At 40.3% G+C, this 13,568-nt stretch carries 11 protein-coding genes; 3 read left to right on the top strand and 8 right to left on the bottom strand.

Going from position 1 to position 13,568, the window contains the following annotated elements; translation table 11 throughout:
- Window positions 1–39: 39 nt before the first annotated feature.
- On the bottom strand, window positions 40–1,419 hold the full coding sequence (nox, locus tag ACVBD2_RS03550; RefSeq protein ID WP_000036768.1) for a H2O-forming NADH oxidase: 1,380 nt from the start codon (window positions 1,417–1,419) through the stop codon (window positions 40–42).
- A gap of 307 nt (window positions 1,420–1,726) precedes the next feature.
- Here nox and ACVBD2_RS03545 point away from each other — a divergent pair, with 307 nt between their 5' ends.
- The 3 genes from ACVBD2_RS03545 to ACVBD2_RS03535 are packed head-to-tail and all read left to right on the top strand — an operon-like array spanning window position 1,727 to window position 4,542.
- Window positions 1,727–2,656: an FAD:protein FMN transferase gene (locus ACVBD2_RS03545; RefSeq protein WP_212576351.1), complete on the top strand. Its 930-nt coding sequence runs from the start codon at window positions 1,727–1,729 to the stop codon at window positions 2,654–2,656.
- A gap of 18 nt (window positions 2,657–2,674) precedes the next feature.
- A complete protein-coding gene (locus ACVBD2_RS03540) occupies window positions 2,675–3,280 on the top strand; it encodes an NADPH-dependent FMN reductase (RefSeq protein WP_084875518.1) in 606 nt (201 codons plus the stop codon).
- A 17-nt stretch (window positions 3,281–3,297) separates the two neighbouring features.
- Window positions 3,298–4,542 (top strand): NAD(P)H-dependent oxidoreductase, encoded by a 1,245-nt coding sequence (locus ACVBD2_RS03535; protein WP_461686134.1) that lies wholly within the window; start codon window positions 3,298–3,300, stop codon window positions 4,540–4,542.
- Window positions 4,543–4,623: 81 nt separating this feature from the next.
- On the opposite strand, the gene ACVBD2_RS03530 is transcribed toward ACVBD2_RS03535, so the two are convergent.
- The 7 genes from ACVBD2_RS03530 to ezrA form a co-directional block, all read right to left on the bottom strand.
- A complete protein-coding gene (locus tag ACVBD2_RS03530; protein WP_000371301.1) occupies window positions 4,624–4,881 on the bottom strand; it encodes a DUF896 family protein in 258 nt (85 codons plus the stop codon).
- 42 nt (window positions 4,882–4,923) lie between these two features.
- Window positions 4,924–6,960 (bottom strand): glycine--tRNA ligase subunit beta, encoded by a 2,037-nt coding sequence (gene glyS / locus ACVBD2_RS03525; RefSeq protein WP_461686133.1) that lies wholly within the window; start codon window positions 6,958–6,960, stop codon window positions 4,924–4,926.
- A gap of 260 nt (window positions 6,961–7,220) precedes the next feature.
- A complete protein-coding gene (gene glyQ / locus ACVBD2_RS03520; protein WP_000038736.1) occupies window positions 7,221–8,138 on the bottom strand; it encodes a glycine--tRNA ligase subunit alpha in 918 nt (305 codons plus the stop codon).
- Window positions 8,139–8,329: 191 nt separating this feature from the next.
- Complete coding sequence (locus tag ACVBD2_RS03515) at window positions 8,330–9,091, bottom strand: elongation factor Tu (RefSeq protein ID WP_461686132.1); 762 nt, start codon at window positions 9,089–9,091, stop codon at window positions 8,330–8,332.
- A gap of 273 nt (window positions 9,092–9,364) precedes the next feature.
- The gene (locus ACVBD2_RS03510) at window positions 9,365–10,207 is read right to left on the bottom strand and encodes an aldo/keto reductase (RefSeq protein WP_247943454.1); all 843 of its coding nucleotides are present in this window, start codon (window positions 10,205–10,207) and stop codon (window positions 9,365–9,367) included.
- 80 nt (window positions 10,208–10,287) lie between these two features.
- Window positions 10,288–11,679, bottom strand: a complete 1,392-nt coding sequence (gene pgdA / locus ACVBD2_RS03505; protein WP_461686131.1) for a peptidoglycan-N-acetylglucosamine deacetylase PgdA — start codon at window positions 11,677–11,679, stop codon at window positions 10,288–10,290.
- A 105-nt stretch (window positions 11,680–11,784) separates the two neighbouring features.
- Entirely contained in the window at window positions 11,785–13,512 is a 1,728-nt protein-coding gene (gene ezrA, locus ACVBD2_RS03500; protein ID WP_169446659.1) for a septation ring formation regulator EzrA, read from the bottom strand.
- Window positions 13,513–13,568: the final 56 nt, after the last annotated feature.

The following is a 13,568-nucleotide window of genomic DNA, read 5'->3' as shown; positions in this document are numbered from 1 at the left end:
TATCTGACCTTAACTTAAGGCCAGATAGCTCAGCTATTGTTATTTTTCAGCTGTAAGTGCAGCCATTGTGATGTAGTTGTATGGTTTGTTGAAGTGTGGCAAGAAGAATAGGTCTGTCAAAGCCAATTTATCAATTGTCACATGCTCTTGGATAGCAAGTGAGAACATGTGGATTCCCATACTAATTGCAGCATCATGTGAAACCATTTGTGCACCAAGGATTTCGCGACTGTCTTTATCAAAGACAATCTTGATGGCAACTTCGTGGTTGTCATGCTTCATAAATTCTGGTTTTTGAAGATCGTTAAAGCCAGTTTCAGTTGCATTGTAACCTGCTGCTTTTGCTTTTTCAAGAGTCAAACCAGTTGAAACCATGTGAAGACCATAGATTGAAATACCGTTTGATCCTTGCACACCGATTCCTTCCAATTCATGTCCACAAGCATTGTAAGCACCAACGATACCAGTACGTACAGCGTTAGATGCAAGAGCGATGTAGCTAGTGTCTTTACGAGCATTGTCATAAACAGTCGCACAGTCACCAACAGCGTATACACCTGGGATAGATGTTTCTTGTTTCTTGTCTACAAGGAAGGCACCGTTGCGGAAAAGTTCAATCTTACCGTCAGCAAGAGCTGTGTTTGGACGGAAACCAACTGCAAGAACCACCATATCCACATCAAATGTTTCTTTGTCTGTTACCAAGCGTTCAACTTTACCGTCACCTTGGATGGCTTTAACTGTTTGACCAAGCGCCAAGCGGATGTTGTGGTCTTCCAAGTTCTTCGCCATCATTTGGGTAAAGTCTTTGTCATAGTAGCCGTTCAAAACAGTGTCTACGATATCAACAAGCACCACTTCTTTTCCAAGACGTTCGAAAGCTTCAGCCAGCTCAACACCGATGTAACCACCACCAACAACGGCAATGCGCTCAAGGTGTTTGCTCTTGTCAGCAAGTTTTTCGATTACTTCTTCTGCATTTTGGTACAACTTAACAAATTGAACATTTTCAAGAGTCGCTTTGAATTCGCGGTTGCCCTTAACGATTTCTACACCTTCGATTGGAGGCAAGATTGGAGTTGAACCAGTTGCAAAGATTAATTTGTCATAAGACTCTTTGTGCTCTTTTCCTTCAACTTCTGCAGTCACAACTTTGTTATCGTAGTCAATTGAAAGAACTGGTGAGTTCATGTAAATTTTAGCACCTTTTGCTTCCAATTTTTCTTTATCAGAGTAGAAGAGACCTTCTGGGCCATCAATTTGTTTCCCGATCCAAAGCGCCATTCCACAACCAAGGAATGAAATATTTGAGTTTTGGTCAAATACTACGATTTCGTTCTCATGACCAAAGTTATCCAACATCGTATTAATACAAGCTGTACCAGCGTGGTTAGCACCAACTACAACAATTTTACTCATAGAAAAATTCCTACCTTTAATTTTTGATTTACTTTTCTAGTATATCATTTACTGTTAGCGTTTACAAGGTATTTGCTCAGAATTCTCTTTTTTTCAGAAAAAAATACACTTAATATTAACAAACATTATTTTTCTATCGTTTTCATGCTAATTTTGAGCATATTTCTTGACTTTTTGTCAAAATCCATTTGTGAAAACGCTGACTTTATGGTATGCTAGTTACATGGAAAGAAAATGTAAGGGGTTTAATTTTTCTTTAACTACCTTATATTGAATGATTTCCTATGAAAAGAAAGGAGCTGGTAGCTTGTCTCTTCATTCACGTTCTGAACGGCTAATGGGAACAACTATCACGATTTCATTAGTAGATGAGCGGGCAGAAATCCTGCTTCAGGGCGCTTTTGACTTGCTCAAGGAGCTCGAATACCGCTTCAACGCCAATAGTCAAGAATCCGAACTGATGGAAATCAACTACAAGGCTGGAATCGCACCTGTTAAGGTTCATCCTGACCTATTTGAACTGATTGCTCTTGGACTAGAGCACAGCCTAGCTCCCTCTAGCCATCTAAATATCAGTATTGGTCCCTTGATTCAAACCTGGCGAATCGGATTTGCAGATGCACGACTTCCAGAGTTAAACGAAATCGAAGCTGTCTTGCCTCTAGTTGACCCGCATTTTATCAAGTTGGATCCGACTAACTCTACTGTTTTTTTAAAGAAGAAAGGAATGAAGCTTGATTTAGGTTGTTTAGCCAAGGGCTATAGTGCAGATAAGGTTGCCCAGTATTTGAAAGAACACGGTGTCACCTCTGCACTGATCAATCTCGGAGGAAATATCCTCACCATCGGGGATAACCAAGCCAAAGAAGGGAAAGCCTGGCAGATTGGGATTCAAGATCCGCGAAATCCTCGTGGCAACCATCTCCTAACCATTCCTGCTTCTAACAAATCCGTTGTCACTTCAGGTATCTATGAACGCCACCTGACAGTAGATGGAAAAGACTATCACCATATCTTTGATAGTGAGACAGGATTCCCTGTCGAAACCGATCTTGCTAGCCTAACGATTATCTCTGATAAATCCGTTGATGGTGAGATTTGGACAACTCGCCTATTTGGAGAACGTAGCGCTTCTATCCTCTGGCAAGTCGAAAGTTTAGATGGTATCGAAGCCATTCTCATCGACAAAGAGGGACGCCTTGCATGTTCTTCAGGCCTTCAAAATTGTATTATGTAAAAAGAGAAAGGAAATCTCATGCTAAAACTTATTGCCATTGTTGGAACGAACTCTAAACGTTCTACAAACCGCCAATTGCTCCAATACATGCAAAAACACTTTGCGGATAAAGCTGAAATTGAACTCGTTGAAATCAAGGATATCCCTGTTTTCAACAAACCAGCAGATAAGCAACTTCCAGATGAAATTCTTGAGATTGCTGCTAAAATTGAAGCATCTGATGGTGTGATTATCGGTACTCCTGAGTACGACCACTCTATCCCTGCAGTTTTAATGAGCGCTCTTGCTTGGCTATCTTACGGTATCTACCCACTTTTGAACAAACCAATCATGATCACTGGTGCTTCCTATGGTACACTTGGTTCATCTCGTGCCCAATTGCAACTTCGTCAAATCTTGAATGCTCCTGAAATCAAGGCAAATGTTCTACCAGATGAATTCTTGCTCTCACACTCTCTTCAAGCATTTAACCCAAGTGGTGACTTGGTTGACCTTGACGTCATCAAGAAATTGGATGCCATCTTTGATGACTTCCGTATCTTTGTGAAGATTACTGAAAAATTGCGCAATGCACAAGAATTGCTTCGCAAAGATGCAGAAGAATTTGACTGGGAAAATTTGTAAGATAGGAGACCGAAAGAATGAAATTTGTTGGACTTGTTGGATCAAACTACGATCAATCATATAACCGCAAACTCTTGGAATTTATCCGTCGCAATTTCAAATTCAAATTTGAATTAGAAGTTCTTGAAATCGACGAAGTTCCAATGTTTAACCAAGACGAAAAATGGGACGAAAGTTTCCAATTGCGCTTCTTGTATAACAAGATTACACGTGCTGATGGTGTCATTATCGCCACTCCTGAGCACAACCACACTATCTCAGCTTCTCTCAAATCTGTACTTGAATGGCTTTCATACGAAGTTCATCCATTTGAAAACAAACCTGTTATGATTGTGGGTGCATCATACTACGACCAAGGAACATCACGTGCCCAAGTTCACCTTCGTAAAATCCTTGATGCCCCAGGTGTTAATGCCTACACGCTTCCAGGTAACGAATTCCTTCTTGGTAAAGCTAAGGAAGCTTTTGATAACGACGGAAATATCACCAACGAAGGAACTGTTAAATTCCTTGAAACTTGCTTAGATAACTTTGTTAAATACGTAGGAGTCGTTTCGAAATTGAAAAAACCAAAACCAATCGAACCAGAAGACTTGGATTGCGGAAAACCAATTGCTACAACCATTACAGAAGTTGATCCTGACGATCCAGAATGGGTAGAAAAAGTTGCTGCAATCACTGGCGCTGTTGCTGGTGATACCTATGTCAAATTGGACCACGGTATCCTCACAGTTAACCAAATCGATATGTTCTTGAAAGCTATGCCATTTGAATTGACATACGCTGACGATAACAACCAATTCCTCTACTACAACAACGCTCACCAAGATCCAGACACCATGTTTGCCAAACGTGTACCACCTCAATCAGGTAACCGTATGTCTACTGTTCACAATTCTCTTCCACCAGCACGTATGAAGAATGTAGAGTGGGTCATCGGAACACTTCGCAATGGAAACCAAGAATACGTCCGTACGATCGTTCCAGGTTCTCCTGCTGGTGTCATCAACACTCATAACTACCAAGCCATGTACTATCCTGATGGATCATACGCTGGAATCAATGAAATTGTCTTTAACTTCCAACCATGGCTTGACTGGTACCTAAAAGAGACTGGTCAACGTTTGGTAGGTGGTAGCGGACCATTTGCTCCTGCTGCCGGAGGTCATGGAGACGCAGATGCTACTTCTGGCGCTTCTGACTCAGGGGACGCTGGAGGCCATGGTGGTGACGCCGACGCCACTTCTGGTGCAAGCAACTAAGAAACCAAAAAGGAGCCAAATGGCTCCTTTTTTATTACAACAGAAAAGGGGCTTGTAAATCATCTACACCCCCCTTTCATTTTATGAGTTAGGATCATCTAAACTACGGCCGTGTAAACCTTTTTCACGTTGTACTTGACGTAGTTTTTCTGGTGTGACGTCATTTCCTTCCTCGTCCACAATTTTAATTCCTTCAATGTGGTGACGAACAGAACGACGATAGCCTTCGATGTACTCCTCACGAAGTTTAGCTTGTTCCACTTTTTCAGCAGAAGTTAAGCCTTCTGTTTTTTTCTTTTTAGCAAGCTCGTTAATACGATCAATTTTTTTAGGATCCATGTTACCCTCCTTTATGATAAGGTTTAATCCGTTTAACAGATTTTACTTGGTATTGATTTGGTTGAAACGTGCAAGTTTCGCTGCTTTCTTGGTTAGTTGAGACAAGATAGCCAAGCGATTTTGTCGGACAGCCTGATCTTCAGCCATTACCATGGTATTTTCAAAGAAAGCATCAATAATTGGGCTAAGTGCAAAGAGTTGTTCTAATTGCTGACTTGCAGTACCTGATAAAACAAGTGATTCTACTGCTTCCGCCAAGGCTTTCTCTTCTTCATTCTCAAAGAGAGCAGGATTAACAGTATCAGTTCCTTCGGCTTTTTCAGCCAAGTTGAAAGCACGTGAGAGGGATTCAACAGATGGTTTGAAGTCTTCTTTCTTGCTTGCTTCGACAAGAGAACTTGCTGTTTCTAGCATATCCGCCACAACAAAGTTTGAACCTGCGAGAACTGCTTCCTTAATGTCTTTTGGAGTAGAACCCATCATCTTATCAACACGAGCCTTGATAAAGTCCATGACTTCTGCTTTATTTTCATAAGTCAAGCTGTCAAATTTCAAAGTATAAAGGCTATCAATCAACTCATCCATAGCAATGTGCCAACCAAAAGCATCCAAGATACGAACTACACCTTGAGTCGCACGGCGAAGGGCATAAGGGTCATTAGAACCTGAAGGAATCAAGCCTACTGTGAAGAAACTCAAAATCGTATCCAATTTGTCTGCAATGGCTAGAATGGCTCCAACCTTGCTCTCTGGAAGAGCTCCGTCAGCTGATGTAGGCATGTAGTGTTCACGAATAGCAGCTGCAACTGCTGGAGTTTCACCAGCAAGAAGGGCATATTTCTCCCCCATAATACCTTGGAGCTTATCAAACTCACCAACCATACCCGTCAACAAGTCAAACTTGTAAATAGCCGCTGCGCGAGCTAGATCAACCGTTTCATCCACTGACAAACCAGCTTTTTCTGCCAAGAGAATGGCAATCTGCCCCGTACGAATCATGTGTTCACGAAGAGAACCAATCTTTTCGTGGAAGGTCACATGGTTCAATTTTTCAACAAGGTCAGAAATAACCAATTTTTGGTCTTCACGCCAGAAGAATTCTCCGTCTTCCAAACGAGCAACTAAGACTTTTTCATTTCCTTTGATGACATTTTCCAAATGCTCTGCGTTTCCGTTACGGACTGAAATGAAGTTTGGTAAGAGTTTACCATCTTGATCACGAACAACGAAGTAACGTTGGTGTTCCTTCATCGAAGTCACCAAAACTTCTTCTGGAACGTCAAGGTATTTAGCATCAAAACTACCCATAAAGGCAGTTGGGTATTCAACCAAGTTCAAGACTTCGTTCAGCAAGTCAGCATCAATTTCGATGCGTACACCATGCTCAGCTTCGATTACCTTGATTTGGTCAATAATCATTTGCTCACGTTCACGAGGATCCGCAATTACAAATTGTTTACGAAGGTCTTCTTCATAGCTCAATGCTGACTGAATCTTAGTTTCTTGTCCCAAGAAACGATGGCCGCGACTCACACGACCGCCCTTGATATCAAGGAAATCCAAATCAAACTCTTGCTCGTCCAAGAGAACTGTCAAAGTGTGTACAGGGCGGATATATTCAAAAGTGTTGTTAGCCCAGTGCATGCTGACAGGGAAAGTTAGTGACTTCAAGACGTCTACTACACCTGGAACAATGGATTCAACCGGTTGGCCCACTTCTTCCTTAGTAACATAGACATATTCTTCACCCTTGATTTCACGGAATTCAATATCTTCAACTGTCAAGCCTTTTCCACGGACAAATCCTTGAGCTGCTTTAGTGAAGTTTCCATCACTATCCAAGGCAATTTTCTTTGCTGGTCCCTTGAAATCTTCTGTCAAATCAGACTGTTTGTCTGCAAGACCAGTCACACGAACAGCCAAACGGCGTGGTGTTGAGAAGGTTTGAATGGCTTCAAAGGAAAGACGATTTTCTTTGAGGAAGGTTGCCATTTTTTCACCTAGTTGTTTTTCACTAGGAGTTACTACGTAGGCTGGTAACTCTTCAAGACCGAGTTCTACTAATAAGTTTTTTGTCATGTTTTTTCCTTTACATTTTCTTCAATCTTTTTTGATATGCACCTTAGGTACTGGGGACGTCGCTAACTAACTTTTGTGAGTCTGTAAGGAAATCTTATACCAAATAAACTAAGATTTCCAACAGTCTCATCAAAGTGGATTTAGCTGACTGATTTTTGAACCCAAGGTTTCAAAAATTCCCACATAACAGTACGGCGGTGCATATCCCTCTAGCAAGTCTTCAACTTGCCTTTAACGATTTTAGAGCACAGTATTACTTACTATTCTGCGTCTTCTGCTAAGAGTTTAGCTCTTGTTTCTTCATCCAAGAGTGGGTAGCCTAGGCGTTTTCGTTCTGCGACAAAGGTTTTGGCTACGACACGGGCCAGGTTACGGATACGAGCGATATAGCCTGCACGCTCGGTTACAGATACGGCACCACGCGCGTCAAGCAAGTTAAAGGTATGTGAACATTTGAGAACATAGTCATAGGCAGGGTGAACCAATCCTTCTTCCAAGGCACGACCAGCTTCCTTTTCAAACTTATCAAAGTTTTCCAGCAACATTTCTTGATCCGAAATTTCAAATGAATATTTTGAATGCTCGTACTCAGGTTGTATAAAGATTTCTCCGTATTTTACACCATCAGCCCACTCGATATCATAGACAGAATCTACTTCTTGGATGTAAGAAGCCAAGCGCTCCAAACCATAGGTAACTTCCGCAGTAACAGGACCTGTTGCCAATCCACCTACTTGTTGGAAATAAGTAAACTGAGTGATTTCCATCCCATCAAGCCAAACTTCCCATCCAAGACCAGCTGAACCAGTAGAAGGGTTTTCCCAGTTGTCCTCAACGAAACGAATATCGTGTTCCAAAGGGTTGATTCCCAATTTTTCTAAAGACTCAAGGTACAGTTCTTGGATATTTGATGGAGAAGGCTTCATGACCACTTGGAATTGGTGGTGTTGGTAAAGACGGTTAGGGTTTTCTCCGTAACGACCGTCAGCAGGACGACGTGATGGCTCTACATAAGCCGCATTCCATGGCTCAGGCCCAATAGCACGAAGGAAAGTGTAAGGGCTCATTGTCCCCGCACCTTTTTCATTATCATAAGCCTGCATGAGCATACAACCTTGGTCATTCCAAAACTGTTGCAAAGTAAGGATGATTTCCTGGAAAGTCAATTTTTTAGACATTATTTACTCCTTTTTTTATAAATTACTTGCGACACGAGTCTGCCTCGTCGATTATCCGAGGCAAGACGAGTTAGTACTGCGTCTAGCTCAGCACCCTAGTGCTGAACGTGGGGCAGCCCGACTGTAAGGAGGTCTCTGCCACTGACGCAGTGAAATGTTAATTTCTTAGACATTGTTTACTCCTTTAGTTTTTATATTTCTTTTTCAATTAATTTCTGCTGAACAAACCAATTTAACAAGGGAAGAGTTTTATCTGTGTTTGCCCATAGATGATAAGAATCGAAGACCGCTTGTACACTACCTAGATTTTCTACCAACTTATCTACTGTCAAAAAACTACGCCAGTATTCGTAAAAAATATTTGCATAGTTCTTATCATAAGTAGAGGAACCAAAATCATTCAATGAATGCCAACCATACTTCTTCTGATAAAGTTCTACGAGAGATTGATTACAAATTTTTTCCGCTTGAAATTCCTCTTCTGTCAAGAAATACTTGCGACTAATATATTCAACCATCCCCTCTTCGAACCAGATGTAAGAGTCGTAACCATCAAAATCATCTGAAAAATGCTCCGACCAATGAGCTAACTCATGTCCTACAATCTGTAAGAGGAAATTTTCAGATAAAGAATGATAGTGACTTTCTATTGCTTGAGTTTGCTGAGAACGCTCGTAGTCCATCAACTGATACAAATACAGCTCTTTCCAAACAGTTAAATCAGGCGTCATAACCATTCGTCTATTATTTGTATAGGCAGGAACAGGTATTTCCCTAATAATCTGTGTAGCAGCATTAAGACCTGACCAAATGATGGCTTGTGGTAAATCATAGACTGCAAGTTCATTCTTTAAAAAAGATTGATAAGCCTCCAACTTTTCAGTATTTCTTAATACAAAATCACGAAATGCAACTAGTTGGATATCATCTTTTACAAGATAAAGGTTATCCACGGCTCTCCTTTCTTTCACACACATAGACTGAATAAACAAAAGAACCGCATCCGACAATCCTAGGTTGATTTAACCTAGGGGCGTCAGAAACGCGGTTCCACCCTAATTTATTACTTCATTGTTTTTAAAAATACGACAGAAAGCGCCAGTTTCTTACCTTGTTCTACTTAGCTCCCACTACCCCAAGCTCGCTTGAAGAACGCCATAAGACTTTCTTTCTTGTTGATTATTATATCAGAAAGAGAGAAAATTTACAATTCTTTTTCTTACTTTCTAAAAATCCATCTCATCCACACGTGGTGCACCTGAAGTTACCGAGATAGTCTTTAAGATCTCTCGCTCTTCTTTGCTGAGTTCAATCCCAAAACAGTCAAGATTGCTCTGGATGCGAGAGGCTGTTACTGACTTAGGTAATGGTAAAAACTCTTCTGCCAAACTCCAAGCCAAGGCAATTTGAGCCACTGATTTCCAATGCTTATCAGCAATTTCTTGGACTTCTTTCTTATCAAACAACTCTCCTTGCCCAAATGGTCCCCAAGCCTCTAAGAGAATTCCTTTCTCTTTACAGTAGTCAACCACTTCCTCTTGATAAACTCCTGGCGCTAATCGCACCTGATTAACCGCTGGGATGATTCTTGCCGTCTCAAGCAAGGCATCCAAATGCTTGGGAAGAAAATTACTAACACCAATAGCACGGATTTTGCCTTCTTGGTAAAGGTCCTCCATCGCTCTCCAAACTTCAGCATTACGAGCTTTCCATGCGTCATTTTCTCTTAGTGGTTTTGGATTTGGCCAATGGATAAGATACAAATCTAGATAGTCTAAGCCCAGTTTTTCCATTGATTCTTCAAACGCTTGGCGAGTTTCATCATAGCTGTGATTGGTATTCCAAAGTTTGGTCGTTACAAAGATTTCTTGTCGTGGAATACCGCTATCCCGAATAGCGCGACCAACACTCTCCTCATTTTGATAGATAGCCGCAGTATCGATATGACGATAACCAGCCTTTAAGGCTTCTAAAACGGCTTGATAGGCCACCTCTCCATTTTCAGCTTTCCATGTTCCAAATCCTAGAACAGGAATTGAAACTCCATTATTTAGCGTATAAGATTTCATATTTTTCCCTTTCTATGTGAAGAAAATCTAAAGAAACAAAGTCCTGATTATCAGCACACTTGCTCCTTTAGATTTTAAAATCATTGATCACGATCGTAATACATTTCGTGAGCTTTCAAGCGAGAATTAAGCATTTCCGGAACAGTCACAAATGTATAACCTTGCTCTTTCAGATATTCTATAATCTTTGGAAGAACATTAACTGTAGCGCCATGAATATCATGCATAAGAACAATCGATCCATTACGAACTTGATGCTGAATCTCTGTTAAAATAGCAGTTTCATTCTTGCTCTTCCAGTCCAAACTATCTACATTCCACATGATAAAACTCAAATCCAGACTATTACGAATATCATCTGTAATCGCTCCGTAAGGGGGGCGCATAAGTTTAGAACTCGAACCTAAAACCTTGGTCAAGGCATCTTCCGTATCCGTGATTTGCTTTTTAGCATCTTCAAGAGTCAATTTTGAAAGAACGGGATGATCCCAGCTATGATTTCCCACAACATGTCCTTCTGATTTCATTCGTTTCAGAAGATCTTCATTGCCAGCAATGTTTTTACCAAGTACAAAGAAGGTCGCCTTTACATTGTACTTAGCTAATGTATCCAAAGCCTGGGTAGTTGTAGATGGATTTGGACCATCATCAAAAGTCAAGGCTACAACTTTTTTATTTTTTTGTGCAAAGTAAGCCTGATAGAGTTCAGCATCCTTTTCTAATAGATAAGAGGACTCCAATACATCAAAGAAACTGGATATTGGTAAAGCAATTTCCTCCAGAGTCTCCACTTGGTCAGCAGGATAAAGGATGAGTTGACTATCTTTATAGTCAAAGCTCCAAGATGCCAATTCTTGGTCTGTGAAGGTTTTTAGCACCTGATCCATTTTTGTCTGGTCAAGTTTCTTATCTTCTAGGGTTGATTTGATTTGGCTCAGCAGTAGTTCCTTAGCCTTGCTAGCATCTTTGAAAAGTTGACTAAGAGTAAAAAGTTTACCATCTTCTGTCAAGTAAACTCTTCCCAAAGAAGTCTTTTCTTTTTCTTCAACCTTTGTTGCAGACAAATCGTAAACTTGCTTACTGATATTACGAGAAACAACTCCCTTTAAGACTGGATCCAACTGCTCAGTATAATAAAAGACCAAATCTTCTTTATCTTCCAGCTTTTCTTTGATATCCTGGTTGATTTTTTCTCTAATAGACGCAATGACTTCCTCTCCTTGCAGAGGATAGTAGGCAATCACCTCAGCTTGACCTTTTCGGAAATGGTCCTTCTGACTACCTGAGCTGAATTGCTGGTCCTTTTCACTCTTTAGCGCTTCAATTTTTTGTTCATAAGATTGCTTTTGTAGAACCTTGTGACCAATGGCACCACCTAGGCAGATCATAGCAAGACCCAAGATTCCAACAAGGGAAAGCAATCTACTTCTCTTTTTATCGTGGGAAACACGCTTCTCTCTATTTTTCTTCATACCTCCATCATATCAAATCAGAACTATAATTTCAATGATAAATCGATATTCTTCTATTTTTGAAATAAATAATAAAAAGCCTAGATGATCTAAGCTTTTCAGGTATTAGAAGCGAATCGCTTCACGTGTTTTTTCATAAGAAGAAACAAAGCGATTTGTGACTCCTGGTTCTGCAACTTCCAAGGCTTGAGAAATCTTCTCAAATGATGCCTTGTAGTCAAATTCTTTTTCAAAAATTTCAAGTGCTTCATTGAAAGCTTGCTGGATACGCTCATCAAATGAGCGGTAACGGTTTGAATACTGCAAGAGTTGCTCCGTCAAGGTCGCATATTGAACAATATTGTAGGTTTCTGTTTCAAGAGCCTCCATGTCATGGGTCGCAATTTCAAGAATTCGTTTAACTGATTCAATATTAACTTGTGCTTGTTCTAACTCGGCCATCAGATCTTCTGTGTTATGGCTTGCAGTGAAGAAAAGTTTCAAGAAACTTTGAGGAATACCCGGCAAGTTTCTCTTCTCCATGTAACGTTTGATAGTATGCAAGCGATTCACATAGACATTTGCTTTTTGACGAGCATTGATGTCGTCTTTTTCAATTTGAGATAGGCGTTCACTAACAGAAACTTGTTCGTCTTCAATGTCTTTTAGATTACTTTGAAGTGAATTAAACTGCTCCTCTAAAATAGAGTAAGCTTGAGTAGGTTCTGTCTGATCTTCAGTTGCCTCTGTGATCGCTGTATCAAGCCCTGACAATTCAGCTTGAAGACGGCGGACATGATTCCCATCACTTTCTGGGAGAAGATAGGTTTTATTCAAGCGTTCAAGATCTTGAACCAAAACCTGATTATTTTCTTTCAAGTGATTGAGGTAGGTTGGAAGTGTTGAAAGGAGACTTTCAACGACTTTTTGGGCAGCTATTTCACGCGTGAAAATATCGTAGAGCGCATTAATCTCTTCTTGGATTTGTGTGTTTTCATACTCTGCATTATCCAATTCCAACTGGCGGATGTTTTCTTGATTATTTTTCAAGGATTCATGTAAAAGTTGGAAGCGTGACTCGATGTCCGTTTCAGTGAAGTGATAATTAGCATCCAAGAGTTTACGGTAGCCTTCCTCCAAATCATCCAATTGTTCTGGAAGTTCTGTTGACAAAGTCTTCACGAGAGATGGAACACGATCAACGATATGTGTCAAAGCGAGAATATGATTTTCAGTTGAATCAAGAATTGCTGCAGCTTCAACTGGGTCACCTGAAGAGTTCAAGGTTACAAATTGAGAGAACTCTGACTGGATATTTTCCAATTGTTTCTCAATTTCAGGAAGGGCTTTACCATACTGTTCCGAATTTTCTGCTACGGTATGTTGCAGATTTTCAAATAAGTCCAAAGCATGCAGAACACGTCCGCTATTCTTAGACTCTTGTTTTTCAAGCTCTGAAAGCGCATTACGAATCGCCGCAATGTCTTCTTCAATTAAATCAATTTGACTTTCGATTTGATCGATTTGGTGAGTCGCTTTGAAAAAGCGAAAAGAATTATTATAGCCTTCAGCCTCAAACAGGTTATTTTCAATATCAGCAAATGAGTTAAGGGATAAATCAACCCATTTTTGATTCCATTCACGGAAGGTCACCTGACTTTGACCAATCAAATGCATGTTTTTAACTGCTTCAACCTCATCATTTACAGGAAGGTTGTAGAGTTCTTCTTTTCTTTCCTCGAGGGCCGTCAATCTACTTACATTACGCTTACGTAGGAAGATTGCCGCTACATAAGCTAGAATCAAAATGACTGCAATCGCAACCATTAGATAAATTAGTTGTCCATTAGACATATCAAACTCCTTTTATACTAGAAACAATCGTATTGATTATATCATATTTTTTAGGT

The organism is Streptococcus sp. KHUD_018 (genome assembly GCF_054861215.1).
Note: the sequence above shows the minus strand (reverse complement) of the source record. Positions and strands in the feature narration are given on the sequence as shown.

What these genes read in the sequence shown, in the direction of transcription:
- ACVBD2_RS03540 (WP_084875518.1), top strand. Translation starts at nt 2,675, where the DNA reads ATGCTAAAACTTATTGCCATTGTTGGAACGAACTCTAAACGTTCTACA.
- ACVBD2_RS03535 (WP_461686134.1), top strand. Translation starts at nt 3,298, where the DNA reads ATGAAATTTGTTGGACTTGTTGGATCAAACTACGATCAATCATATAAC.
- ACVBD2_RS03530 (WP_000371301.1), bottom strand. Translation starts at nt 4,881, where the DNA reads ATGGATCCTAAAAAAATTGATCGTATTAACGAGCTTGCTAAAAAGAAA.
- pgdA (WP_461686131.1), bottom strand. Translation starts at nt 11,679, where the DNA reads ATGAAGAAAAATAGAGAGAAGCGTGTTTCCCACGATAAAAAGAGAAGT.
- glyS (WP_461686133.1), bottom strand. Translation starts at nt 6,960, where the DNA reads ATGACAAAAAACTTATTAGTAGAACTCGGTCTTGAAGAGTTACCAGCC.
- nox (WP_000036768.1), bottom strand. Translation starts at nt 1,419, where the DNA reads ATGAGTAAAATTGTTGTAGTTGGTGCTAACCACGCTGGTACAGCTTGT.
- ACVBD2_RS03510 (WP_247943454.1), bottom strand. Translation starts at nt 10,207, where the DNA reads ATGAAATCTTATACGCTAAATAATGGAGTTTCAATTCCTGTTCTAGGA.
- glyQ (WP_000038736.1), bottom strand. Translation starts at nt 8,138, where the DNA reads ATGTCTAAAAAATTGACTTTCCAGGAAATCATCCTTACTTTGCAACAG.
- ezrA (WP_169446659.1), bottom strand. Translation starts at nt 13,512, where the DNA reads ATGTCTAATGGACAACTAATTTATCTAATGGTTGCGATTGCAGTCATT.